Origin of the sequence: Stutzerimonas stutzeri (genome assembly GCF_038561965.1) — a bacterium.
GTDB classification, from domain to species: domain Bacteria; phylum Pseudomonadota; class Gammaproteobacteria; order Pseudomonadales; family Pseudomonadaceae; genus Stutzerimonas; species Stutzerimonas stutzeri_AA.
Map to the genome: position 1 here is coordinate 4,348,702 of NZ_CP139348.1, position 24,149 is coordinate 4,372,850.

Sequence of the window (24,149 nt, forward strand, 5' to 3'; positions counted from 1 at the left end):
GCAGTGTGGAGATTTTCCTTTGACCACCATCGTTTCAGTACGCCGCAACGGCAAAGTCGTCATGGGCGGCGACGGCCAGGTTTCCCTGGGCAATACCGTCATGAAGGGCAATGCCAAGAAAGTGCGCCGCCTCTATCACGGCCAGGTTCTGGCCGGTTTCGCCGGCGCCACCGCTGATGCCTTCACCCTCTTCGAGCGCTTCGAAGGGCAGCTGGAGAAGCATCAGGGGCATCTGGTCCGCGCCGCCGTCGAGCTGGCCAAGGACTGGCGTACCGACCGTTCGCTGAGTCGCCTGGAAGCCATGCTGGCGGTTGCCAACAAGGACGCGTCGCTGATCATCACCGGTAACGGCGATGTGGTGCAGCCCGAGGACGACCTGATCGCCATGGGCTCCGGCGGCGGCTTCGCCCAGGCCGCGGCCAAGGCCCTGCTGCTCAAGGCCGGCGCCGATATGTCGGCCCAGGAAATCGCCGAGACGGCGCTGAACATCGCCGGCAGCATCTGCGTGTTCACCAACCAGAATCTGACCATAGAGGAGCTGGACAGCGCGATCTGACAGGCCGATGGAAAACCAGCTGCGTTGCCTCGCCTAGGTTTTTCAAGCTGCCTGTTTGTACCCCGTCCAGCCTTCCGGAGTAACGAAACAATGTCCATGACGCCCCGCGAAATCGTCCACGAACTCAACCGCCATATCATCGGCCAGGACGACGCCAAGCGTGCCGTCGCCATCGCCCTGCGCAATCGCTGGCGGCGCATGCAGCTGCCGGCCGAACTGCGCCAGGAAGTCACCCCGAAGAACATCCTGATGATTGGCCCTACCGGCGTCGGCAAGACCGAGATCGCCCGCCGCCTGGCCAAGCTGGCCAATGCGCCTTTCCTCAAGGTCGAAGCGACCAAGTTCACCGAGGTCGGCTATGTCGGGCGCGACGTCGAGTCGATCATCCGTGACCTGGCCGACGCCGCGCTGAAGATGCTGCGCGAGCAGGAGGTGCACAAGATGCGCCACCGCGCCGAAGACGCCGCCGAGGAACGTATTCTCGACGCCCTGCTGCCGCCGGCACGCCCGGTGGGCTTCTCCGAAGAACCAATGCAGGCGAGCGATTCCAACACCCGCCAGCTGTTCCGCAAGCGCCTGCGCGAAGGCCAGCTGGACGACAAGGAGATCGACATCGAAGTGGCCGAGAGCCCGGCCGGCGTGGAGATCATGGCCCCGCCCGGCATGGAGGAGATGACCAATCAGCTGCAGAACCTCTTCGCCAATATGGGTAAAGGCAAGAAGAAGAGCCGCAAGCTGAAGATCAAGGAAGCCTTCAAGCTGATCCGCGACGAAGAAGCCGCGCGCCTGGTCAACGAAGAAGACCTCAAGGCCCGTGCACTGGAAGCGGTGGAGCAGAACGGTATCGTCTTTATCGACGAGATCGACAAGGTCGCCAAGCGCGGCAACACCAGCGGCGCCGACGTCTCCCGCGAAGGCGTGCAGCGCGACCTGCTCCCGCTGATCGAAGGCAGCACGGTCAATACCAAGCTCGGCATGGTCAAGACCGATCACATCCTGTTCATCGCGTCCGGCGCCTTCCACCTGTCCAAACCCAGCGACCTGGTACCGGAGCTGCAGGGTCGCCTGCCGATTCGCGTGGAGCTCAAGCCGCTGTCGCCGCATGACTTCGAACGCATCCTCACCGAGCCGCACGCCGCGCTTACCGAGCAGTACCGCGAACTGCTGAAAACCGAGGGGCTGCACATCGAATTCCTCGAAGACGGCATCAAGCGCATCGCCGAAATCGCCTGGCAGGTCAACGAGAAGACCGAGAACATCGGCGCTCGTCGTCTGCACACGCTGCTCGAACGCCTGCTGGAGGAGGTTTCCTTCAGCGCCGGTGATATCGCGGCCAAGCAGGATGGCGAAGCGATCCGCATCGATGCCGCCTACGTCAACGAACACCTCGGCGAGCTGGCGCAGGACGAAGACCTGTCGCGCTACATCCTCTAAATCGCAGTTGCGGCCGCGGCCCCGTATCCTCGGGCTCCCGCGGCCAGCCTACCCGGAGCGTTGCATGCGCATCCCCACCGCAATCAAGCTGCACAAGGCTTCGAAGACCCTCGAGTTGGAATACGCAGGCGACGAGCGCTATGTGCTCAGCGCTGAATTTCTACGCGTGCACTCGCCCTCGGCCGAAGTGCAAGGCCACGGCAATCCGGTGCTGCAGACCGGCAAGCTGAACGTCGGCCTGGACCAGATCGAACCGGCCGGCCAGTACGCGCTGAAGCTGACCTTCAGCGACGGTCACGACAGCGGTCTGTTCACCTGGGAGTATCTGGAGCGCCTGGCGCTGAATCAGCAGGCGTTGTGGGACGACTATCTTGCGGCACTTGCGGACGCCGGCAAGTCGCGCGACCCGAATGAATCGGTCGTCAAGCTGATGCTCTGAAAGGCAAACCGTAGGGTGGATCACGCTTCACCGATCCACCGGGTGGCGATCCACCGGGTGGCGGCCCACCGGGCAAAGTCACGGTGGATGTAAAAAGCGACATCCACCCTACCCCGCCCCCACTTTGGTGCGGGCGATACGTTGATGACAGAGTGCGGCCGGCTCAGGCCAGCGCCTTGTCCAGCGCCCGTTCGATCTGACTTTGAATGCTGCTGCCCATGGCCGAGAGCAGCAAGCCGAGGTTGAGCAGGACCTTGACGCTGTCCTCGTATACCTCGATCCGCCCGTCCGCGCCGCTGCGTTTGACCGCCAGCACATCGCCCTGCCAACGGCAGCTTACGCCGAACTCGCGCGCCAGCCGCGCGGCCAGCTCGTCGGCTTTCTCGCGAGCGGCTTCGCGGCCGAGATTGTGGGAACGTTCGACGATGATCTGGGCCATTACGACTCCTGGCTGCGCCCGAAAAGGCGCGCACTATAGCAAAGCGACGACGAACGGCGGACGCGGCGCCTGGCCGTGCCCGCAACAGCACGGCAGTGCACCGCAGTTCTCTGCCTGGCAGCCTGCCGCTCGCTGCCTGCGACATGTCGCCGCTAGACGTTTTGCCGGCCGCCGCCAGCTCGACGCTTATCAGCCGGCTATTTAGGTTTAGAATGCCGGGCACATTCTTCTCGGCGAAAGTGACATGACCGACCCTCGCAAAGCGCATGACGCAGAACCGACCACCCATTTCGGCTACAAGAACGTGCCGGAAAGCCAGAAGGCGGAGAAGGTGGCCGAGGTGTTCCACTCCGTGGCCGCCAAGTACGACCTGATGAACGACCTGATGTCCGGCGGCGTGCATCGGCTGTGGAAGCGCTTCACCATCGAGTTGTCCGGCGCCCGCCATGGTAATCGCGTGCTGGATATCGCTGGCGGCACCGGTGACTTGACGCGCCAGTTCTCGCGCATCGTCGGCCCCACCGGCGAGGTGGTACTGGCCGATATCAACGCATCGATGCTCAAGGTCGGCCGCGACAAGCTGCTGGACAAGGGCGTGGCCGGCAACGTCAAGTTCGTCCAGGCCGATGCCGAGAAGCTGCCCTTCCCGGACAATCACTTCGATGTCGTCACCATTGCCTTTGGCCTGCGCAACGTCACCCACAAGGAAGAGGCCATCGCCTCCATGCTGCGCGTGCTCAAGCCGGGCGGCCGCCTGCTGGTGCTGGAGTTCTCCAAGCCAACCAACCAGCTGTTCTCCAAGGCCTACGACGCCTATTCGTTCAGCCTGTTACCAATGATGGGCAAGCTGATCACCAACGACGCCGAGAGCTATCGCTACCTGGCCGAGTCCATCCGCATGCATCCGGATCAGGAAACGCTCAAGGGGATGATGGAAACCGCCGGCTTCGAGCGCGTCAGCTATCACAACATGACCGGCGGTATCGTCGCCCTGCACCGCGGTATCAAGCCCTGATGCTGCGCGCTGCCCTGCTGGCCGGTGCCGAGCGTGGCATCAATCGCGTCCTGCGCCTGGACCCCACGGCCCTGCCGCGGCTGGCACGCCTGAGCGGCCGGATCATCGAGATCGACTGCACGGCGCCGGCCTGGCGCCTGTTCATCCTCGCCGACGACGAGGGCCTGCGCCTGGCCAGCAACTGGGGCGCGGATGCCGACTGCCGACTGCGCGCGCCAGCGAGCAGCCTGCTGCGCCTGGCCGTGAGCCGCAACAAGACCGCCGTGCTGCATGGCCCAGCGGTCGAGATCGACGGCGACAGCGGCCTGCTGATGAACCTGGCCGAAGTGCTGCAGGACCTGGAGTTGGACTGGGAGTACGAAGTCTCCCGCTGGCTCGGCCCCGTCGGCGCACAACTGCTCGGCTCCAGTCTGCGCAATCCCGTTGAATGGGTACGCGAAAGTGCCGACTCACTGCGCCAGGACCTGGCCGACTACCTCAGCGAAGAATCCCGCGCACTGGTCGGTCAGGCCGAAGCCCAGGCCCGCTTCGACGAGCTGGATGATATGAAACTTACGCTCGACCGACTCGAAGCCCGCATCGAGCGCCTCGCCCTCAACCTGAATCCAGATCGCCCCGAATGAAGCTGTTCGCCGCCGCACGCCGCCTGTTTCGCATCCTGCTGGTGGTGATCCGCTACCGCCTCGATGACATCATCCTCGACCTGCCGATGCCCTGGTGGCTGCGCGCGACCAGCTATGTGCTGCCCTGGCGCTGGATTCCGCGGCGCCATAGCGAGCTATCCCGAGGCGCACGGCTGCGCCTGGCAATGGAGGGCCTGGGCCCGATCTTCATCAAGTTCGGCCAGATCCTCTCCACCCGTCGTGACCTGTTGCCACCGGATATCGCCGAAGAGCTGGCGATGCTGCAGGACCGTGTGCCGCCTTTCGATTCAGCCGTCGCCACGGCGCTGATAGAGCGCCAGCTGGGCGCACCGGTCGGCGAGATCTTCGCCCGCTTCGACAGCAAGCCGCTGGCCTCCGCTTCGGTGGCGCAGGTGCACGCGGCCAAGCTGCGCTCCGGTGAGGAAGTGGTGGTCAAGGTGGTCCGCCCGAATCTCCGGCCGATCATCGGCCAGGACCTGGCATGGCTGTTCATGCTCGCCAATACCGCCGAGCGCATCTCCATCGATGCCCGTCGGTTGCACCTGGTGGAAGTGGTCGACGATTACGCCAAGACCATCTACGACGAACTCGACCTGCTGCGCGAGGCCGCCAACGCCAGTCAGCTCAAGCGCAACTTCGAAGGCTCGGCGCTGCTTTACGTGCCGCAGGTCTACTGGGACTACTGCCGTCCGCAAGTACTGGTGATGGAGCGCATCTATGGCGTCCCCGTGACCGACATGGCCGGGCTGGCGCGGCAGAATACCGACATGCGTCAGCTGGCCGAGCGCGGCGTGGAAATCTTCTTTACCCAGGTGTTTCGCGACAGCTTCTTCCATGCCGACATGCACCCCGGCAACATCTTCGTCAGCACCCATCAGCCCTGGAGCCCGCAATACATCGCGGTCGACTTCGGCATCGTCGGCAGCCTGACACCCGAGGACCAGGATTACCTGGCGCGCAACCTGATGGCCTTCTTCAAGCGCGACTACCGCAAGGTCGCGCAGCTGCACATCGATTCGGGCTGGGTGCCGGCGGAAACCAAGGTCAATGAATTCGAGGCGGCGATCCGTACCGTTTGTGAACCGATCTTCGAAAAACCGCTGAAGGACATTTCCTTCGGCCAGCTGCTGGTTCGCCTGTTCCAGGTCGCACGGCGCTTCAACATGGAAGTGCAACCGCAACTGGTGCTGCTGCAGAAGACCCTGCTCAACATCGAAGGCCTCGGCCGCGAGCTGTACCCCGATCTCGACCTCTGGAGCACCGGCCAGCCCTATCTCGAGCGCTGGATGCGCGAGCGCATGAGTCCCAAGCAGCTGATCAAGAACGTGCACGCGCAGATCGAGCAACTGCCGCACCTGGCACACATGACTCGCGAACTGCTCGAGCGCATGTCGCACCCCCATGCGAACAACCCGCCACCGCCGTGGCGCGAGCGCCATCAAGGTTGGCCGCTGCGCCTGGTCGGCGCGGTGCTGCTGGGCAGCGGCGCTACGCTGGCGGCCAGTGCCGAGAGTCTTGCGGCAATCGCCGCCTGGCCGGCCTGGGTCATGCTGGTAGCCGGTATCTTCATCGTGGTGCGCCGATAGCCATCGCTGGTGCGGGCTGGCACACTTGGCCCATTGAGCGGAGAACCTGATGAACTGGCTGGACGAAATCAACTGGAATGCCGACGGCATGGTCCCGGCGATTGCCCAGGATCACAAAACCGGTCGGGTGCTGATGATGGCCTGGATGAATCGCGAAGCGCTGGCGCTGACCACGCAGGAAGGGCGCGCCATCTATTGGTCACGTTCACGTGGCAAGCTGTGGCGCAAGGGCGAGGAGTCCGGCCATGTGCAGAAGCTGCATGAGCTGCGCCTGGACTGCGATGCCGACGTGATCATCCTGATGGTCGAACAGATCGGCGGCATCGCCTGCCATACTGGCCGGGAAAGCTGCTTCTACCGTGTCTTCGAGAATGGCAGCTGGAAAGTCGTCGAGCCGGTTCTCAAGGACCCGCACGCCATCTATGCGGAGCACAAGCATGAGTGACACCCTTACCCGCCTGGCCGAAGTGCTGGAGGCCCGCAAGGGTGCGGCGCCGGACAGCTCCTACGTCGCCAGCCTGTACCACAAGGGCCTGAACAAGATTCTCGAGAAGCTCGGTGAGGAATCGGTGGAAACCATCCTCGCCGCCAAGGACGCAGCCACAAGTGGCGACGCCAGCGACCTGATCTACGAAACCGCTGATCTATGGTTCCACAGCATGGTCATGCTCGCCGCCCTCGGCCAGCACCCGCAGGCCGTGCTGGATGAACTGGATCGGCGCTTCGGCCTCTCCGGACACGCGGAAAAAGCCGCGCGTCCGCAAACCTGATTCACATCGGAGATATCACCATGGGTTTTGGCGGCATTAGCATCTGGCAACTCCTGATCATCCTGCTCATCGTCGTCATGTTGTTCGGCACCAAGCGCCTCAAGGGCCTGGGCTCCGATCTCGGTGATGCGATCAAGGGCTTCCGCAAGTCCATGGGCACCGACGAGGAAAAGCCCGGCGTCGAGGACAAGCAGAACCACACCATCGATGCGCAGGCGCGCAAGGTCGAAGAACCGACCAAGAAAGACTAGTCCCCGGTTCGATGTGGCCGTGCAGTTCTGCGCGGCCGCTCTCTCTATTGATGTGAGCACGTCCTGATGTTCGATATCGGTTTCACCGAACTGCTACTGGTCGGCCTGGTGGCGCTGATGGTGCTCGGCCCTGAACGCTTGCCGGGCGCAGTGCGGACCGCCGGCTTGTGGGTCGGCAGGCTGAAACGCAGCTTCAACAATATCAAGGCCGAGGTGGAGCGCGAGATCGGCGCGGACGAGATCCGCCGGCAACTGCATAACGAGCGCATCCTCGACCTCGAGCGAGAGATGAAGCAGAGCATCATGCCGCCGGCAGCGTCCAGCCACTCGACCACCGCCACACCGCCACCAGTTACCGGCAACGCAGCAGAGGTCGCCGACGCCAGCGCTGGCAGCAGCGCGCCCGACACGAGCAGCCCGGAAGCGCCGGCTGCGCAACCGCCTGCCTCTGCCGCAGAACCCGCCCCCACTCCTCGCCCGGACAGATCACCCGAACCATGAGCCAGCCTTCCATCGACGACCAGGAAATGCCGCTGGTCGCGCATCTGACCGAGCTGCGCAAACGCCTGCTGCGTTGTGTCGTGGCCATCGCCCTGCTGTTCGGCGGACTGTTCTACTTCTCGCAGCAGATTTACGCACTGGTCGCTGCACCGCTACGCGCCTACCTGCCTGAAGGCGCGACGATGATCGCCACCGGCGTGGCCTCGCCGTTCCTGACGCCGTTCAAGCTGACGTTGATGGTTGCGCTGTTCCTGTCGATGCCAGTCATCCTGCACCAGATCTGGGGCTTTATCGCGCCCGGCCTGTACAAGCACGAAAAGCGCATCGCCGTACCGCTGCTGATATCGAGCATCTTCCTGTTCTATGCCGGCATGGCCTTCGCCTACTTCGTGGTGTTCCCGATCATGTTCGGCTTCTTCGCCAGCGTCACACCGGAAGGCGTGGCGATGATGACCGACATCGGCCAGTACCTGGACTTCGTACTCACGCTGTTCTTCGCCTTCGGCGTGGCGTTCGAGATCCCGGTGGCAACGTTCCTGCTGATCTGGGTCGGCATTGTCGATGTCGCCACCCTGCGCAAGAGCCGCCCATACGTGATCGTCGGCTGCTTCGCCGTCGGCATGGTGCTGACCCCGCCGGACGTCTTTTCCCAGGCGCTGCTGGCAGTGCCAATGTGGCTGCTGTTCGAGGCCGGCGTGATCTGCGGCAGCCTGGTCAAGAAACGCGACCAGCACTTCCGCGGCGATGCCGAGGACGAAGCGCCGGAAACCGGTGATCAGCCCCGCGCCCCACGCCCGTGAACCTGCTGCTGCTCGAACGGGCGGACTTTGTCGCCGACGACCGCGTCCTGTTGCGTGATCGCCGCCTGACGCACCTGCAACAGGTGCATCGCGCCGAGGTCGGCGAAAGCCTCAGGGTCGGCCTGGTCGGTGGCGACATGGGCAACGGCCGACTGCTACGCCTGGATGCCGGCGAGGCGGAATTGCAGGTCAGCTTCGACCAACCGCCACCCACCAAGCTGCCAGTGACTCTGCTGTTGGCGCTACCACGACCGAAAATGCTGCGCCGCGTGCTGCAGACCGTCGCGACCATGGGCGTGCCGCGGCTGGTGCTGCTGAACAGCTATCGGGTGGAGAAGAGCTTCTGGCAGACGCCCTTCCTCGAACCTGCCGCCATCCGTGAACAGCTGATTCTGGGGCTGGAACAGGCCCGCGACACCGTGCTGCCAGACGTCGTCATCGAGAAGCGCTTCAAGCCCTTCGTCGAGGATCGCCTGCCGCAACTCGCCACTGGCACCCTCGGGCTGGTCGGTCATCCAGGTGCCTATCCCGACTGCCCCCGTGCGGTCACCGAGCCAGTTACCCTGGCGATCGGGCCGGAGGGTGGCTGGATTCCGTACGAGGTGGACAAGCTCGCCGCCACGGGCCTGCAGCCGGTGCAGCTGGGCGAGCGCATCCTGCGCGTCGAGACCGCGGTCAGCGCCCTGCTGGCCAGGCTGTTCTGAGGCCCGCAGCCAACGCAGCGACTGCGGTCCATTCGCCGGCCTGCCGGTCGCGCCCCGATGAACGTAACGCACCCACCCGGTGCAAGGGAGTCAGAGGCTAAGACTGCTCATGTTTCCGTGCGACCGCACGGCAACCCGACATATGCCCTAATCCAATAAAGAGCCGTTCTTGCCATGCGACCATTGACCATCGACATGCACCGTCTTGAGTACGCTCTGGATGGACGCGACAGCGCCGAATACTACCTGGATCTGGAAAACGGCGAGATCCGTGCCGTGTTTCCAAGCGAGCCAGCCCCCGGCGTCATGGAGAAATACGACGTACAGCAGGATCGCTATCTGCACATCGAGCCGCTGGAACTAGCGCAATCGATCACCATGCGTGAAGCCTTCCTGTTCACCCAGCACGACCCCATCGCCCACGCTGTGCTGAGCAATGCACTCAAAGGCCGCAAGCCGCTGCGAACATTCGACTTCAAGCTGGAGGACTTCCCCGAAGTCAGGGAGGCCTGGCTGGGCTACCAGACCGTGCAGCTGCGCGAATATGCGATCACATGGTTGCGCGATAACGACCTGGAGCCGGTGCGCCACTGACGTGCAACTCAGCTCTCAAGAAGAAAGGTCACCGGACCGTCGTTGATCAGATGCACCTGCATGTCGGCACCAAAACGCCCGCATGCGACCTGGTGGTGCTGCTCTCGCGCCTGTTTCAGCAGGTAGTCGTAGAGCGCTTCGCCCTGCGCGGGCGGCGCCGCACTCGAGAAACTCGGCCGCAGGCCGCTGCGGGTATCGGCCGCCAGGGTGAACTGCGACACCAGTAACAGACCGCCGCCGATATCTTTCAGCGAGCGATTCATCTTGCTCTGGTCGTCGCTGAAGACACGGTAATTGAGCAACTTGTGCAGCAGCTTGTCAGCCCGCGCATGGTCGTCGTCGCGCTCGACACCCACGAGCACCAGCAGCCCCTGATCGATGGCGCTGACCACCTCGCCCGCGACCTCGACGCGTGCCTGACGCACGCGCTGGATCAAACCCTTCATTCGGCATCCGCTGGCGGCAAATCCAGCAGGCGGTGGGCAATCTCGCCGGCCGCACGCACCAGGGCATCGGTAATGCCCTGTTCAGCTGCGGAATGCCCAGCATCGCGGATGATCTGCAACTCACTGTTCGGCCACGCCTGATGCAGCGCCCAAGCGTTGTCCAGCGGACAGATCGCATCATAACGGCCATGCACGATGATGCCCGGCAGATGGGCGATCTTCGGCATGTCGCGCAACAGCTGATCCGGCTCGAGAAACGCCTGGTTGACGAAGTAATGGCATTCGATGCGGGCCATCGATAGCGCCCGGTGGGTATCGGAAAAACGTTCGACTACGTGACTATTGGGCCGCAGCGTCGCGGTACGCCCTTCCCAGCAGGACCAGGCCTTGGCGGCATGCATCTGGGCGATCTGGTCGGTTCCGGTGAGGCGCCGGTAGAAGGCCTGCATCAGATCGTCACGTTCTTCCGGTGGAATCGGCGCGAGAAAGTCCTGCCAGTAGTCGGGAAAGAGTCGGCTGGCGCCTTCCTGGTAGAACCAGGCAAGGTCTTGCGGGCGGCAGAGAAAGATCCCGCGCAGGATCAATGCGTGCACGTGTTCGGGATAAGCCTGGGCGTAGGCTAGGGACAGCGTAGAGCCCCAGGAGCCGCCGAACAGCACCCATTTGTCGATGCCCAGATGCTCACGGATACGCTGCATGTCGGCGATCAGATGCGCCGTGGTGTTGTTCTCCAGGCTGGCATGCGGTGTCGAGCGGCCACAGCCGCGCTGATCGAACGTGATGATGCGGTAAAGGCTCGGATCGAAGAAACGCCGGCTCATGGCATCACAGCCACCACCAGGGCCGCCGTGAACGAACAACACGGGCAGTCCGTCCGGCGATCCACTCTCGTCGACGTAGAGCACGTGCGGTTTTTCCACCGCCAGCTCATGCCGGGCGTAGGGTTTGATCTCCGGATACAAGGTCTGCATGGCACACTCCTGATCTGCGGCGGGCCGGCCGGCCCCCATGACGTTAGCGGCATCATAACGAGGTTAACGGAGTTGAGCATGTCAGCATGGAAAATAGCGGCGCTGGCGATACTGCTGGCGCTAGCCGGTTGCGGTCGAGACAGCCCGGAAGCCGCATTGCAGCAAGCAGCGGAGCGTTTGCAGGCGAGCCTGGAGAACAAGCAGGCAAGGGAGTTGATGGAGCTTTTACATCCCGACTTCCAGGCTCAACGCCAATTTGATCGCGAGTGGGCCAGACGCACCGCAACACTGATGTTCCTGCGCCATCGCAATGTCCGGGTAATTGCCCTTAGTCAGCGAAGCTGGGTCGACCCAACCTATCCGGATCGCGGTCATACCGAGGCACAGGTGGCGCTGACTGGCGCCGAGGCGCTGCTGCCGCAGCAGGCGGGGCACTATCAGGTCAAGCTTGAGTGGCGCCAGGACAAAGGCGAATGGCGGCTGGCACGCCTGGAATGGGACTGACCAAAATGAAACTGACAGGCCGGACGATCACTGCCGCCAGAGCAGTTCGCTGGTGTCGTAACCACGCCGCTCGGCCTCGGTAAGCAGCCGCGCGCGGGTCGCCTGATCGACTTCGGTATCGCGCGCCAGCAGCCAGAGATACTTGCGATCGGGGCTGCCGACCAGCGCCGTGCTATAGCCCTCATCCAGATATAGCACCCAGTAGTGGCCCTTGGTCAGATCGGGAAAGAGGCGGCTGAACCAGTTATCGAAACGCACCCAGAGCCGATCGCTACTTCCGGCTTCCTGCGGCACCGCTTTGCCTTTGGCTTCCTGCCATTCACCGTCTTCCGTTTCGCAGCGGTTAGTCACCGCCACGCTGCCGTCAGGCTGCAGCTGGTAGTGCGCTTCGGAGCGTGCGCAGTCGCGCTGAAAGAACATCGGCAAGCGCGCCAGCTCGTACCAGGTCCCCTGATAACGCTGAAGATCCACTTCGCCCACCGTTTCGGGAGGCTGCTCGCGGCCACCACCTACGCATCCGCTCAACAGCATCAGGCACAGCAGGGCAACACTTGCACGCATGGGACTCTCCAGAGCTACGTTTAGTGGCTACTTCAGGCCCTTGCCGGAAAACATCATTACCTGGTCTCCGGCGAACTGGACGCTGATGAAGCGGTTCTTCTCACCCCAGGTACAACTGGACATTCCCAGCGCACCCGCGCATTCGGAGGGCTTGCCGAGTAGCTTTTCGACTTCCACCCGCTCCATGCCGGGCTTGAGCTTGGCGAAGTTCTCCTGGGTGACGGGGCTGCAGGCAGCCAGCAATAAGGCGCAGGCAATCAACAATGGGGTACGCAATGGCATATCGAGCTCCTTGCTTGTTCTAAGGTTCAATGCCCAGCGGGAAGGTGCCGCAGGGCGTTGCCCGAATAGCAGCCGCACTCAGAAGGACGAGCCCGGCTGTTCCAGAAATAACTGCTCGGTGTCGCTGGATTCACGACCGAGAATCACGTTGCGATGCGGGAAGCGGCCAAAGCGCGAGATCACCTCGCGATGGCGTTCGGCATAGTCGAGGAAGTCGATGAACAGAGGCTGTTCCTGCTCATCGGCGATATCACGCAGCGCACTGAAGTGCGCGACGGCCAGGTCCTGCACCGCCAGGTTTTCCGCGTGCTCCAGCACCAGGTAGATGAACACCCGCTGAATCGGCGCCAGCAGCATGTCGCCGCCGTGCGCCAGGCCGTCGCGAGCCAGCTGTTGCGCGCGCTCGTCGCCGGCATATGCTCGTGGCGTATGCCGATGGATCATGCGTGGTAGCTGATCGAGCAACAGTATCAGCGCCAGCCAACCCTCGGGCAGCTCCGCCCAGTCCTGAAGCTCACCGTTGAGCGCCTGTTCGACCAGCTCGCCGAAGCGTTCGCGCGCCTCATCGTCCTGCTCTGCACGGTAACCGAACCAGAGTCGCTGCTTTTCGGCAGCGATCTCGGTCGCACTGGCGCCCTGGCCGAACCACCAACCAAGCAACTCCTGCCAGGGCGCTTGCATCGATCAGCCCTGGTGGTAACCGGTGACGCGTTCGACTTCTTCCTTCGAGCCAAGGAACACCGGCACTCGCTGGTGCAGCGACTCGGGCTGGATCTCCAGGATGCGCTGCGTGCCGTTGGTAGCGGCGCCGCCGGCCTGCTCGACGATCATCGCCATCGGATTGGCTTCGTACATCAGGCGCAGCTTGCCGGCCATCGAAGGATCACGGTTGTCGCGCGGGTACATGAACATTCCGCCACGGGTCAGGATGCGGTGCACATCGGCAACCATGGAGGCGATCCAGCGCATGTTGTAGTTCTTGCCCAGCGGGCCGTCCTTGCCGGCCAGCAGCTCGCCGACATAGCGCTGCACCGGATCTTCCCAGTGGCGCTGGTTGGACATGTTGATGGCGAATTCGGCAGTGGTCTGCGGAACGCTGAGGTTCTCGTGGGTGAGCACGAAGCTGCCCAGCTCGCGGTCCAGGGTGAAGCCCATCACGCCATGACCGAGGGTCAGAATCAGCATGGTCTGCGGGCCGTAGATGGCGTAACCGGCAGCGACCTGCTTGGAGCCTGGCTGCAGGAAGGCTTCCTCGCCGAGCGCGTCGTTCTGGCTGAAACTTGCGTCCGGGCAGCGCAGCACCGAGAAGATGGTGCCGACCGAGACGTTGACGTCGATGTTGCTGGAGCCGTCCAGTGGGTCGAAAACCAGCAGGTAGGCACCCTTCGGGTATTTGCCGGGAATCTGGTAGGCGTTGTCCATTTCCTCGGAGGCCATGCCGGCCAGGTGGCCGCCCCACTCGTTGGCCTCCAGCAGAATTTCGTTGGACAGCACGTCGAGCTTCTTCTGCACTTCGCCCTGGATGTTCTCGCTGTCGGCACTGCCGAGTACGCCGCCGAGGGCGCCCTTGGAGACCGCATGGCTGATTTCCTTGCACGCTCGTGCCACGACCTCGATGAGAAAACGCAGATCAGCCGGGGTGTTATTGCTGCGAGTCTGCTCGATGAGGTAGCGACTGAGGGTTACGCGTGACATGGAAATGACTCCAGAGGAAGGATAAACCCGCGCAGTTTAGCAGGCCGTAGGAAAACTAACTCCCCTCAGACAGGCCCGCCCCCCGCAGAGTTCAGCGAAGCGACGGCCATATTGCCAGTACCGCGGCAATGCTTGCAGTGTGGCCGCACGCCAGGGGCCTGCCCCCGGCGCGCTTGCTGTCACATCACTTTCCAGATTTCGCGCGCGTATTCGCGAATGGTACGGTCCGAGGAGAACCAGCCAGTACGGGCCGTGTTCAGCACCGAAGAGCGCCACCAGCGGTCGGGGTCGCGCCAGCACTCCTCAACGTCCAGCTGCGCCTGCCAGTACGCCTCGAAATCGGCGCAGACCATGAAGGTGTCGTGCCAGCTGATGCCATCTACCAGCCCGACATACCGGCCCGGATCGCCTGAGCAAAACGCACCACCGCGAATTGCCGAAAGCACTTCAGCGAGTCGTGGCGAGGCGCCGATGATCGCCTCGGCGTTGTATTCATTGGCCTGCTTCTTCGCGTTCACCTGCTGCGCGGTAAGACCGAAGATGAACATATGATCCAGGCCAATCTGCTCACTCATCTCAACGTTGGCGCCATCCAGGGTGCCGATCGTCAGCGCGCCGTTGAGGGCGAACTTCATGTTGCTGGTACCGGAAGCTTCCAACCCTGCGGTGGAAATCTGCTCGGATAGATCGGCCGCCGGAATGATGTCCTCGGCCAGGCTGACGTTGTAGTTGGGAAGGAACACCACCTTGAGCAAGCCGCGCACGGTGGGGTCGGCATTGATGGTATTGGCGATGTCATTGGTCAGTTTGATGATCAGCTTGGCCTGGTGATAGCTCGCCGCTGCCTTACCGGCGAAGATCTTCACCCGCGGTACCCAGTTGCCGCCCGGGTCGGAGCGAATAGCCTGATACAACGCAACGGTGTGCAGCAGATTGAGCAGCTGGCGCTTGTACTCGTGGATGCGTTTGACGTGCACATCGAACAGCGCCGTCGGGTCGACGCTGATGCCCAGCCGATCCTGGATCACGTTGGCCAGGTGGCGCTTGCTGGCCAGCCGCTGCTCGGTGAAGCGCTGGCGGAACTGCGCCTGATCGGCATAGGGTTCCAGCTCGCGCAAGCGGGTTTCCGGCTCGTCGAGCACCTCTTCGCCGAGATGCTCTACCAGTAGCTGGGTGAGCTGCGGGTTGGCCTGATAGAGCCAGCGGCGGAAGGTGATGCCATTGGTCTTGCTGTTGATCCGCTGCGGATACAGACCGTGCAGATCGGTGAACACCGTTTTACGCATCAGCTGGGTGTGCAACCCGGAAACACCATTGGTGCTGTGCGAACCGAGGAACGCCAGGTTGCCCATGCGCACCCGTCTGCCGTGGCCCTCCTCGATCAGCGATACCGAGCGCAGCAGCTCGGCATCGTAAATGCCGCGTTCGCGCAGGCAGTCGAGGTGATGGGCATTGATCAGGTAGATGATTTGCATGTGGCGCGGCAGCAAACGCTCCATCAGCCCCACCGGCCAGGTTTCCAGCGCCTCGGGCAACAGCGTGTGGTTGGTGTACGACAGCGTCGCCGTGGTCAGCCGCCAGGCGTGCTGCCATTCGTAGCTGTGCACGTCGACCAGCAACCGCATCAACTCGGCCACCGCAATGGCCGGATGGGTGTCGTTGAGCTGGATCGCCGTGTAATCAGGCAGGCTGTCCAGCGAACCGCGCTGCTTGATATGGCGCCGCAGCAGGTCCTGCAAAGAGGCAGCAACAAAGAAGTATTCCTGCCGCAGGCGCAGCTCCTGGCCGGCCTCGGTACTGTCGGCCGGATAAAGCACGCGTGAAATGCTCTCGGCGCGCGCTTCTTCCGCCGCAGCACCGATGTGGTCGCCAGCATTGAAGCGCGCCAGGTGGAAATCCGCCTCGGGGCGTGCACGCCAAAGACGCAGGGTGTTCACGCCGGCACCACGCCAACCGACGATGGGGGTGTCGTAGGCGATCGCCCGCACGCCTTCGGCCCAGTGCCAGAAATGCTGGGTCTCACCCTTTTCGTTGGTCTCCGCCGTGACGCTGCCACCGAAGCCGATCAGGTACTTGACCTCTGAGCGCTCGAACTCCCAGGGGTTGCCGAAATCCAGCCAGGTTTCGGTCTGCTCGTGCTGCCAGCCGTCGACGATGGCCTGGCGGAACAAGCCGTGATCGTAGCGAATGCCGTAGCCATGCGAGACCACGCCAAGGGTGGCCATGCTCTCCATGAAGCAGGCGGCGAGCCGCCCGAGGCCGCCGTTACCCAGTGCCGCGTCAGGCTCCAGCAGGCGAATGCGATCGATATCCACATCGAGCCCGGCCAGCGCTTCGCGGGCAACATCGAACAAGCCCAGGTTGCTCAGGCTGTCGACCAGAAGTCGGCCGATGAGAAATTCCAGCGAGAGGTAGTAGACCCGCTTCTGTCCGCCGGTATAGGCCTCGCGCGTGCAATCCATCCAGCGGTCGATGGTGCTATCACGGGTGGCCAGGGCTACCGCATGGAACCAGTCGTAATCGGAGGCGTTTTCCGGGTCCTTGCCCACCGAATAGGTGAGCTTGCGCAACACCCGCTCACGGAAAGCGGCAACTTCTTCGGCGGTGGCAATGGCTGTTTCCTGCGTCATGGACAGACCTCGATTAGCGAAGACACACAAGAGAGGACTCGCGGCAGCCGCGCCCGTTCATCTCTGTTCAACGTTCCTGAAAAGGTTTGCAGGTTTCCTTTACATCTGCGCTACCGCCCGTCCGGTCGCTGCCGCGCAAGGCACTGGCATTCCGCGAGCGACTCGCTATGATCCGCCCGCCCGAACGCACTGAAGACTGCTCGTGAAGACAAGACTGATTGCCTCCGCCGACCCGGAACGCCTGGAAACCTGGGCGCGCTACAGCGCCGGCCTGTGCCGCGACTGCCACGCGACGTGCTGCACCCTGCCAGTGGAGGTGCGCATCGACGACCTGATCCGCCTGGAAGTGGTCGACGCCTTCGAGCGCGACGAGCCGGCGAAGAACGTCGCCAAGCGCCTGAGCAAGGCGGGCATCGTCGAGCACTTCAATCACAAGCACGGGATCTTCACGCTGACGCGGCTGACCAATGGCGACTGCCTTTATCTGGACCGCAAGACCAGGCTCTGCACGGTCTATGCCAAGCGTCCGGATACCTGCCGCAACCACCCGCACATCGGGCCGCGCCCTGGATATTGCGCTTATCGCAGCAAGGCCGCCGGCTGAAGCGACGCACCATCCGACATCGCCGCGAGACGCGCCAGCACCGATGCGGAACAGCGCCAGCAAGCGCGCAACAAGCCTGATCTTCGTGCCGTGACAGATACTGTGAACGGACTGGCCAAACCGTGACTCAAGAGTCATGCTTGGCGTCTGTTTGTATCTTCGCAACGTTTAGGAACCTACCCGGCATGAGCCGCGATAGCCGCTACCTGGAAGCCATCCTCCACCACGACATCCCGCTGACCCGCTCGCTAGGGCTGCGCGTTGAGCAGTGGGAAAACCACGAGTTGCGCCTGCAGGTACCCCTGCAGCCGAACATCAATCACAAGAGCAGCATGTTCGGCGGCAGTCTGTATTGCGCGTCAGTGCTGGCAGGCTGGGGCTGGTTGCACCTGCGGCTGCGCGAGGCGGGCATTGAAGACGGCCATATCGTTATTCACGAGGGGCAGATCGAATATCCGCTGCCGGTGGTAGACGATGCGATGGCCATCTGCTCGGCGCCGAGTGCCGAGGCCTGGGAGCGCTTCGAATCCATCTATCGCCGCCGCGGACGCTCACGTCTGGAGCTGAAGAGCCGCATCCTGGCAGCCGACGGTCGTGATGCGGTGCGCTTCACCGGCCAATTCGTACTGCACAAATAGACAAGACACACCGCCGCAGCTGCGGCGAATCGTTCTGGGCGGAAGGCCCGATGCGGGGCAGCCCCGCCGGGCTCATCCGCGACTGGCCAGCTCAATCAACCATTCGCGCCACTCGACGCCTTTGGGCAGCGCCAGGAATGATGGATTCAAGTACGTCTCGCGCGCCTCGTAGCGCAGCGCAGCACCGCTGATGTCCAGCACCTCACCACCGGCTCCCTCCAGAACACCTTGCGCCGCCGCGGTATCCCACTGCGAAGTCGGTGCCAGGCGGGGATAGCAATCCGCAGCGCCTTCGGCCAGCAGACACAGCTTCAGCGAGCTGCCCACGTTGACCAATGCAAGATCGCCGAATCGCTCGCCCAGACGGCTCAGCAACTGTTCCTGTGCCGAGCTGCTGTGGCGCCGGCTGGCGACCACGGTGAAGGTGTCATCGGGGTGCTGGCGCACACGCAAAGGCTGCGCGGTACCCGACGCCTCGCTGCGCCAGGCGCCGAAGTCCTCACCACCGTAGTAGCAGCGCCCGGATGCCGGGATGCCGACCACGCCGAAAAGCACCTTGCCCTCTTCGATCAGCGCGACGTTGACGGTGAACTCCTCGCTACCAGCGATGAACTCCTTGGTGCCATCCAGCGGATCGACCAGCCACCAGCGGGTCCAGCTGGCCCGCTCGGCAAGTGATAAATCGCAATCCTCTTCCGAGAGCACCGGAATGCTGGCATCTAACGCTTTAAGCCCGTCCAGCAATACGTGGTGGGCCGCCATGTCGGCAACCGTCACCGGCGATTCATCGGTCTTGGTCTGCACCACCAGCTCGCTGCGCCAGTGCGGCAGGATCGCCGTACCGGCTTGACGCACCAGATCGATCACCGCGGGAAGGTAGGGATGACTCATCGGCCGAACTCTCCACGCTGAGTCAACAGATCCTTGGCCAGATAAAGCGCGGCCAGCGCGCGACCCTCGCTGAATTGCGGGTGCTGAATCAGGCTCGACAGCTCATGCAGGCTCACCTGCTCCACGCGCATCGGCTCGGGCTCGTCGCCAGGCAGCTGCTCGGGATACAGATCTCGGGCCAGCACGACCTGGATCTTCTGGCTCATGTAGCCCGGCGACAATGACAGTTCGGTAAGCAGCTCCAGACGGCGCGCGCCGAAGCCAGCCTCCTCCTTGAGTTCGCGATTGGCGGCCTCGAGCACGTCCTCGCCAGGCTCGATCAGCCCCTTGGGCAGGGACAGCTCGTAACTGTCGGTGCCACCGCAATACTCTTCGACCAACAACGCGTTCTCCGCGTCGGCAAGCGCTACGATCATCACTGCGCCATAGCCGCTGCCCTTGCCGACCAGGCGTTCGTAGGTGCGCTCGACCCCATTGGAAAAGCGCAGCTGCAGCTCCTCGACACGGAACAGCCGGCTGCTGGCGACGATCTCACGGGCTAGCACAGTGGGTTTCTGGCGCATGGGAAACTCCTGGAAACGCGAGCGGCTATCATAACCCGGCTTATTGCGCTGGCCGCGAGTGCTTTGCGACCAGCTGACTGCAGCCTCCTCCTCATCTACCGTCGACCCGAGCCCGCCAATGACTGCCAACCTGCCCTGGACCGACATCGATACCGTCCTGCTCGACATGGACGGCACGCTGCTGGACCTACACTTCGACAACCACTTCTGGCTCGAGCTGCTACCGCAACGCTACGCCGAATTGCACGGCATCAGCCGCGCCATGGCCGAACTGGAACTCGCGCCGCTGTTCAACGAACACGTCGGCAAGCTGACCTGGTATTGCCTGGATTACTGGACCCGCGAGCTGAACCTGCCGATTCGCGAGATGAAGCGAGAGATCGCCGAACTGATCGCGCTGCGTCCCTCTGCCGACGAGTTCCTTGCGGCGTTGCGCCAAGCCGGCAAACGTGTGGTGCTGATTACCAATGCTCACCGCGACTCGCTGTCGCTCAAGCTCGAAAAGATCGAGCTGGCCCCCTGGTTCGATCGACTGATCAGCTCCCACGACTATGGTTACCCCAAGGAAGAACCGCAATTCTGGTACGCACTGCGTCAGGAACTGCAATTCGACCCGGCAAAGGCGCTGTTCATCGACGACAGCCTGCCGATCCTTCGCAGCGCGCGGGCCTTCGGCATTGCCCATTTGCTCGCCGTGCGTGAGCCCGATAGCCGACGCGCTCCGAAGGACACCGAGGAATTCGCCGCGGTCGGCGACTACCTCGACCTGATCAGTGACCTGCGCGGCAATCAAGCATGACGGTTGGCGCTGCCGTCCGGCATCCGGAAGCTTTACACTACGCAACAGTTGCCGTCGGCAGGAGCCGGCTCAGGACGAGCCCAGGCAGGCAACATCGAAACAGCGAAGCGGAGCGCAGTACCTGCCCTAACGCTCGTAGTTCAGCCACGGATGATCGATAGGAAGCAACATGGCAGCAGTAGGCGCCGAACTTTGGCCCCACAGTCACAGCGAGATGAGCGAGCGTATCCGCCGGTACGACTGGGGAGCGACTGCGCTAGACGCACCCGACACCTGGCCGGCTGCGCTGCGTCTGCTGCTGGACACCATTCTTGAAGCCCCTCTGCCGATGTGCATTCTCTGGGGTGATCAGGCCCTGCAGCTTTACAACGACGCACATGCCGCACTGATCGGTGATCGCCACCCGGGCGAACTCGGCCAGCCTGCCTGCCACCGCTGGGGGGCAACGTGGGAGTTGCTCGACCCGGCCTGCGACACTGCCCGCCGTGGCGAGCCGCGGGTGTTGCGTAATCAGCAGCTGGCCATCGAGCGCCAGGGCGAACTGGTGGAAGCCTGGTTCGACCTGGCGTTGAGTCCGATCCGCGACGAGCCGCACCACATTGGTGGCCTGCTGCTGTGCCTCAGCGAAACCAGCGAGCGCGTGCGCACCGAGACCCGCTTGTCGCAAACCGCCCTGCATTACAAGCTCAGCGCCGAAGTCCATCGGGCCAGCGAACAACGCCTGCAGCTGGCACTCGAGGCCAGCGACCTGGTCGGGTTCTGGGACTGGGCCATCCAGGCCAACGAGATCCCGGCCGGCGTAGAGCTTTCGCGTATTCTTCCGGTCGAGCAATCCGGCCCGAATGGACTGAGCTGCGAAGCCTTCTTCGACCACGTTCACGCCGATGATGCCCCGCGCCTGCGCGCCGCACTGCAACGCTGCATCGCCGAACGCGGTACCCTCGACGAACGCTACAGGCTGCGCAGCGACGATGGTGACACGCGCTGGGCGCTGGCCCGCGGCCGCTGTCACTGCGACGAGCAGGGCCGACCACTGCGCTTCCCTGGCGCGGTGATGAACATTACCGGTCAGCAGGCCAGTGAGGACGCGCTGCGTCAGAGCGAGGCCGAGCTCAAAACGGTCACCGATGCGCTGCCGGTGCTGATCGGCTACATCGACGCCGAGGAGCGCTTCCGCTTCAACAATCGCTATTACACCGAATGGTTCGGTCACTCGACCGACTGGCTGCTGGGCAAAACCGCGCACGAGGTACTCGGCGAACGAGGCTATGCCGAACGGCAGGCGAGTATCCGGGCCGCTCTTGCGGGCCAGGAAGTGACATTCGAGGCCTACAGCCCGCACCGCGACGGCGAACCCCGGCGGATGCTGGTGCATTATCTGCCCCGTCGCGACTGCAACGGCGCCGTACTCGGCTTTTTCGTCATGGCGTTAGACGTTACCGAACGCTGGCGCGCTGAGCAGGCCCTGCGTGAGCTCAACGAAACACTGGAGAGCCGCATCCAGGAACGCACGCAGGCGCTGGCAGAAGTCTACGAGCGCCTGCTCAAGGAAATGGCCAGCCGCGAGCAGGCTCAGGAAGCATTGCGTCAGGCGCAGAAGATGGAGGCGGTGGGCCAGCTGACCGGCGGCATCGCCCACGACTTCAACAACATGCTGACTGGCATCATCGGCGGCCTGGACCTGATCCAGCGTTACATCCAGTCCGGCCGTCATGGCGAGACCCAGCGCTTCATTGACGCCGCCGTGACCTCGGCCAACCGTGCCGCAGCGTTGACACACCGTCTGCTCGCCTTCGCCCGACGTCAGCCGCTGAACCTCAAGCGTGTCGAACTGAACCACCTGATCGAGTCGATGCATGACCTGCTCAGCCGCACCCTCGGCAACCATATTCAGATCGGCAATCGGCTACAGAGCGATCTCTGGCCCGTTTCGAGCGATGAGAACCAGTTGGAGAGCGCCCTGCTCAACCTGGTCATCAATGCCCGCGATGCCATGGCCGACGGCGGCACCCTGCTGCTCGAAACCCGCAATATCGAGCTCTACAGACAGGGCGAAGTTGGCGATCTGGCTGCTGGGCGCTACGTCATCCTGTGCCTGACCGACAGTGGCTGCGGCATGAGCGCCAAGGTCCTGGCCAGCGTATTCGAGCCGTTCTTCACGACCAAACCGATCGGCCAAGGAACCGGTCTCGGCCTTTCCATGGTGTACGGCTTTACCCGCCAGGCCGGTGGCCATATACAGATCGTCAGCGAACCCGGCAGTGGCACGCAGGTGAGCCTGTACCTGCCGGTATTCGTGGACCAGGGAGTCGTAGCTGCACCAACCAGCGAAGTCGATGGGCCGTTACGGGCCCAGCAGGGCGAGACCGTGCTGGTGGTCGAAGATGATCCAGCGGTGCGCCTGCTGGTGATCGACGTACTGGAAATGCTTGGCTACCAGGCGCTCGAGGCGGCGGACGGCAACGCAGCGATCCGCCTGCTCGAAAGCACCGACGCCATCGACATGCTGGTCACCGATGTCGGGCTGCCGGGCATGAACGGTCGACAGCTAGCCGACGTTGCGCGCCAGCATCATCCCCGCCTGCCAGTGCTGTTCATGACCGGCTACGCCAAACAGGCCGCCAGCTCGGACTTCCTCGAACCGGGCATGGACATGATCAGCAAACCATTCAACCTGGATGCGCTCGCCAAGCGCGTCCGCGATATGCTGGCCGAGACCGACAAACGGTGAATCGTCCGCGGCCGGAAAGGGTCATAGCTCTATCCGCCGGCCGCGCACAACCGCATGTCGATTGCGCCAACGCCTGCCATTCAGGGCACCGGCATCGTTAGGTTTTTCCAGGATCGAATTCGCCGATGAACGCCCCGTCTCGCCTGACCGCTGGCTTCGCCGGTGCCGCTCAGCCACCCTCCGGCGCCAGCCAGCGCTACTGCTACCAGCCCATCGATGAAGCCGAACAGTGCACGGTCGACCTAGCCGAGGAGTGCGCCCTGGCAATCGCCTACAACGGAATGAGTCAGGCGGTGATGATGATCTCCCCGGCCAACCTGGAAGATTTCGTCGTCGGCTTCAGCCTGGCCAACGGCTTCGTCGACAGCCTGAACGACATCTACGACATCCGCCTGCATGGCCGCGGCAATGCGCGACGCGCCGAACTCGAAATATCCAGCCGCACGTTCTGGCGCCTCAAACAGCAGCGTCGCCAGCTGCCCGGCAACAGCAGCTGCGGGCTCTGCGGTGTCGAGGCGCTGGAGCAGGCACTGCCGGAAATGCCAGTGATGCCGACCTCGCCGTTGCCGCCGTCGCACTGGCTGCTGGGCCTACGCGAACGCATCGGTGAATTTCAGCCGCTGGGGCGAGATTGCGGTGCGGTGCACGCTGCGCTGTTCATGGATAGCAGCGGCCAGATCCGCCTGGGCCGCGAGGATATCGGCAGGCATAACGCGCTGGACAAGCTGATCGGGGCCATGGCACGCAGCGGCTGCGTTGCTGATGGCGGCCTGGCTATCGTCACCAGTCGCTGCAGCCTGGAATTGGTGCACAAGATTCAGCGGGCTGGCATTCCGACCCTGGTGAGCCTGTCCGCGCCCACCGGGCTTGCAGCGCAGTGGGCACAGCGGCACAACCTGAACCTCATCCACCTGCCGCATCACAGCCAGCCGCGGGTATACAGCCCAGCGGCACTAGCGCCGAGCGAACTGCAGGACTGAAGTATTCTGTGGGCTCGGCGACTTTCCGGAATGCCAACCTGGCTCGGCCACAAGCGGACCGACAGCCCCAGCTGACTGTAGTTCCGCCGCCAAATCAAAGAGTTAGCAAACGCGAACCGCA

The 24,149-nt window shown here is 63.3% G+C and carries 29 protein-coding genes; 19 read left to right on the forward strand and 10 right to left on the reverse strand.

The window, feature by feature from the left end; genetic code table 11:
• Positions 1-19 precede the first annotated feature (19 nt).
• The 3 genes from hslV to SM130_RS20160 all read left to right on the forward strand — a co-directional run bounded on the left by hslV (position 20) and on the right by SM130_RS20160 (position 2,429).
• Positions 20-556, forward strand: coding sequence for an ATP-dependent protease subunit HslV (hslV, locus tag SM130_RS20150; RefSeq protein ID WP_014821912.1), 537 nt, complete (start codon positions 20-22; stop codon positions 554-556).
• 90 nt (positions 557-646) lie between these two features.
• On the forward strand, positions 647-1,990 hold the full coding sequence (hslU, locus tag SM130_RS20155; protein ID WP_102826438.1) for an ATP-dependent protease ATPase subunit HslU: 1,344 nt from the start codon (positions 647-649) through the stop codon (positions 1,988-1,990).
• Between the two features lie 64 nt (positions 1,991-2,054).
• Positions 2,055-2,429 carry a gamma-butyrobetaine hydroxylase-like domain-containing protein gene (locus tag SM130_RS20160; RefSeq protein ID WP_102826439.1) on the forward strand — a complete coding sequence of 125 codons (375 nt, stop codon included), beginning with the start codon at positions 2,055-2,057 and terminating at the stop codon, positions 2,427-2,429.
• A gap of 163 nt (positions 2,430-2,592) precedes the next feature.
• On the opposite strand, the gene SM130_RS20165 is transcribed toward SM130_RS20160, so the two are convergent.
• Positions 2,593-2,868: a polyhydroxyalkanoic acid system family protein gene (locus SM130_RS20165; RefSeq protein WP_102826440.1), complete on the reverse strand. Its 276-nt coding sequence runs from the start codon at positions 2,866-2,868 to the stop codon at positions 2,593-2,595.
• A gap of 244 nt (positions 2,869-3,112) precedes the next feature.
• Between SM130_RS20165 and ubiE the strand changes: the two genes are divergently transcribed.
• The 10 genes from ubiE (at position 3,113) to SM130_RS20215 (ending at position 9,733) form a co-directional block, all read left to right on the forward strand.
• Positions 3,113-3,883, forward strand: coding sequence for a bifunctional demethylmenaquinone methyltransferase/2-methoxy-6-polyprenyl-1,4-benzoquinol methylase UbiE (gene ubiE / locus SM130_RS20170; RefSeq protein ID WP_102826441.1), 771 nt, complete (start codon positions 3,113-3,115; stop codon positions 3,881-3,883).
• Complete coding sequence (locus SM130_RS20175; protein WP_102826442.1) at positions 3,883-4,506, forward strand: ubiquinone biosynthesis accessory factor UbiJ; 624 nt, start codon at positions 3,883-3,885, stop codon at positions 4,504-4,506. Before ubiE ends, SM130_RS20175 begins: the two co-directional genes overlap by 1 nt.
• Positions 4,503-6,113, forward strand: a complete 1,611-nt coding sequence (gene ubiB, locus SM130_RS20180; protein ID WP_102826443.1) for a ubiquinone biosynthesis regulatory protein kinase UbiB — start codon at positions 4,503-4,505, stop codon at positions 6,111-6,113. Before SM130_RS20175 ends, ubiB begins: the two co-directional genes overlap by 4 nt.
• Before the next feature lie 46 nt (positions 6,114-6,159).
• On the forward strand, positions 6,160-6,558 hold the full coding sequence (gene hisI, locus SM130_RS20185) for a phosphoribosyl-AMP cyclohydrolase (protein ID WP_102826444.1): 399 nt from the start codon (positions 6,160-6,162) through the stop codon (positions 6,556-6,558).
• Positions 6,551-6,883, forward strand: coding sequence for a phosphoribosyl-ATP diphosphatase (locus tag SM130_RS20190; RefSeq protein WP_102826445.1), 333 nt, complete (start codon positions 6,551-6,553; stop codon positions 6,881-6,883). The genes hisI and SM130_RS20190 overlap by 8 nt, the downstream gene beginning before the upstream one ends.
• A gap of 20 nt (positions 6,884-6,903) precedes the next feature.
• Positions 6,904-7,134, forward strand: coding sequence for a twin-arginine translocase TatA/TatE family subunit (gene tatA / locus SM130_RS20195; RefSeq protein ID WP_102826446.1), 231 nt, complete (start codon positions 6,904-6,906; stop codon positions 7,132-7,134).
• Between the two features lie 66 nt (positions 7,135-7,200).
• The gene (gene tatB / locus SM130_RS20200) at positions 7,201-7,635 is read left to right on the forward strand and encodes a Sec-independent protein translocase protein TatB (RefSeq protein ID WP_102826447.1); all 435 of its coding nucleotides are present in this window, start codon (positions 7,201-7,203) and stop codon (positions 7,633-7,635) included.
• Positions 7,632-8,435 (forward strand): twin-arginine translocase subunit TatC, encoded by an 804-nt coding sequence (gene tatC, locus SM130_RS20205; RefSeq protein WP_102826448.1) that lies wholly within the window; start codon positions 7,632-7,634, stop codon positions 8,433-8,435. The genes tatB and tatC overlap by 4 nt, the downstream gene beginning before the upstream one ends.
• A complete protein-coding gene (locus tag SM130_RS20210) occupies positions 8,432-9,139 on the forward strand; it encodes a 16S rRNA (uracil(1498)-N(3))-methyltransferase (RefSeq protein ID WP_102826449.1) in 708 nt (235 codons plus the stop codon). The genes tatC and SM130_RS20210 overlap by 4 nt, the downstream gene beginning before the upstream one ends.
• A 174-nt stretch (positions 9,140-9,313) precedes the next feature.
• Positions 9,314-9,733: a UPF0158 family protein gene (locus SM130_RS20215; protein WP_102826450.1), complete on the forward strand. Its 420-nt coding sequence runs from the start codon at positions 9,314-9,316 to the stop codon at positions 9,731-9,733.
• Between the two features lie 8 nt (positions 9,734-9,741).
• On the opposite strand, the gene dtd is transcribed toward SM130_RS20215, so the two are convergent.
• On the reverse strand, positions 9,742-10,179 hold the full coding sequence (dtd, locus tag SM130_RS20220; protein WP_102826451.1) for a D-aminoacyl-tRNA deacylase: 438 nt from the start codon (positions 10,177-10,179) through the stop codon (positions 9,742-9,744).
• Entirely contained in the window at positions 10,176-11,150 is a 975-nt protein-coding gene (pip, locus tag SM130_RS20225) for a prolyl aminopeptidase (RefSeq protein WP_102826452.1), read from the reverse strand. The genes dtd and pip overlap by 4 nt, the downstream gene beginning before the upstream one ends.
• Positions 11,151-11,228: 78 nt before the next feature.
• Between pip and SM130_RS20230 the strand changes: the two genes are divergently transcribed.
• The gene (locus tag SM130_RS20230) at positions 11,229-11,654 is read left to right on the forward strand and encodes a hypothetical protein (protein WP_102826453.1); all 426 of its coding nucleotides are present in this window, start codon (positions 11,229-11,231) and stop codon (positions 11,652-11,654) included.
• Between the two features lie 27 nt (positions 11,655-11,681).
• Here SM130_RS20230 and SM130_RS20235 read toward each other — a convergent pair whose 3' ends face one another.
• From SM130_RS20235 to SM130_RS20255, 5 genes are all read right to left on the reverse strand, one after another.
• A complete protein-coding gene (locus SM130_RS20235) occupies positions 11,682-12,215 on the reverse strand; it encodes a lipocalin family protein (protein ID WP_102826454.1) in 534 nt (177 codons plus the stop codon).
• Positions 12,216-12,242: 27 nt separating this feature from the next.
• A complete protein-coding gene (gene bamE, locus SM130_RS20240; protein ID WP_102826455.1) occupies positions 12,243-12,497 on the reverse strand; it encodes an outer membrane protein assembly factor BamE domain-containing protein in 255 nt (84 codons plus the stop codon).
• Positions 12,498-12,575: 78 nt separating this feature from the next.
• On the reverse strand, positions 12,576-13,178 hold the full coding sequence (locus tag SM130_RS20245) for a DUF924 family protein (protein WP_102826456.1): 603 nt from the start codon (positions 13,176-13,178) through the stop codon (positions 12,576-12,578).
• Positions 13,179-13,181: 3 nt separating this feature from the next.
• Positions 13,182-14,192, reverse strand: coding sequence for a class 1 fructose-bisphosphatase (locus tag SM130_RS20250; RefSeq protein ID WP_102826457.1), 1,011 nt, complete (start codon positions 14,190-14,192; stop codon positions 13,182-13,184).
• Positions 14,193-14,371: 179 nt separating this feature from the next.
• Positions 14,372-16,822: a glycogen/starch/alpha-glucan phosphorylase gene (locus tag SM130_RS20255; RefSeq protein WP_102826458.1), complete on the reverse strand. Its 2,451-nt coding sequence runs from the start codon at positions 16,820-16,822 to the stop codon at positions 14,372-14,374.
• A gap of 202 nt (positions 16,823-17,024) precedes the next feature.
• On the opposite strand from SM130_RS20255, the gene SM130_RS20260 reads away from it, so the two are divergent.
• Both SM130_RS20260 and SM130_RS20265 read left to right on the forward strand, forming a co-directional pair.
• Positions 17,025-17,426: a YkgJ family cysteine cluster protein gene (locus SM130_RS20260; RefSeq protein WP_102826459.1), complete on the forward strand. Its 402-nt coding sequence runs from the start codon at positions 17,025-17,027 to the stop codon at positions 17,424-17,426.
• A gap of 185 nt (positions 17,427-17,611) precedes the next feature.
• Positions 17,612-18,064, forward strand: a complete 453-nt coding sequence (locus tag SM130_RS20265; RefSeq protein WP_102826460.1) for a thioesterase domain-containing protein — start codon at positions 17,612-17,614, stop codon at positions 18,062-18,064.
• Between the two features lie 72 nt (positions 18,065-18,136).
• On the opposite strand, the gene cysQ is transcribed toward SM130_RS20265, so the two are convergent.
• Positions 18,137-18,955 carry a 3'(2'),5'-bisphosphate nucleotidase CysQ gene (gene cysQ / locus SM130_RS20270; RefSeq protein WP_102826461.1) on the reverse strand — a complete coding sequence of 273 codons (819 nt, stop codon included), beginning with the start codon at positions 18,953-18,955 and terminating at the stop codon, positions 18,137-18,139.
• Positions 18,952-19,518, reverse strand: a complete 567-nt coding sequence (nudE, locus tag SM130_RS20275; protein WP_102826462.1) for an ADP compounds hydrolase NudE — start codon at positions 19,516-19,518, stop codon at positions 18,952-18,954. Before nudE ends, cysQ begins: the two co-directional genes overlap by 4 nt.
• A gap of 118 nt (positions 19,519-19,636) precedes the next feature.
• Between nudE and yrfG the strand changes: the two genes are divergently transcribed.
• The 3 genes from yrfG to fdhD all read left to right on the forward strand — a co-directional run bounded on the left by yrfG (position 19,637) and on the right by fdhD (position 24,028).
• A complete protein-coding gene (gene yrfG / locus SM130_RS20280) occupies positions 19,637-20,317 on the forward strand; it encodes a GMP/IMP nucleotidase (RefSeq protein ID WP_102826463.1) in 681 nt (226 codons plus the stop codon).
• Positions 20,318-20,486: 169 nt separating this feature from the next.
• Positions 20,487-23,048, forward strand: a complete 2,562-nt coding sequence (locus tag SM130_RS20285) for a PAS domain-containing protein (RefSeq protein ID WP_102826464.1) — start codon at positions 20,487-20,489, stop codon at positions 23,046-23,048.
• Between the two features lie 125 nt (positions 23,049-23,173).
• On the forward strand, positions 23,174-24,028 hold the full coding sequence (gene fdhD, locus SM130_RS20290) for a formate dehydrogenase accessory sulfurtransferase FdhD (protein WP_102826465.1): 855 nt from the start codon (positions 23,174-23,176) through the stop codon (positions 24,026-24,028).
• The last annotated feature ends 121 nt before the right edge of the window (positions 24,029-24,149 follow it).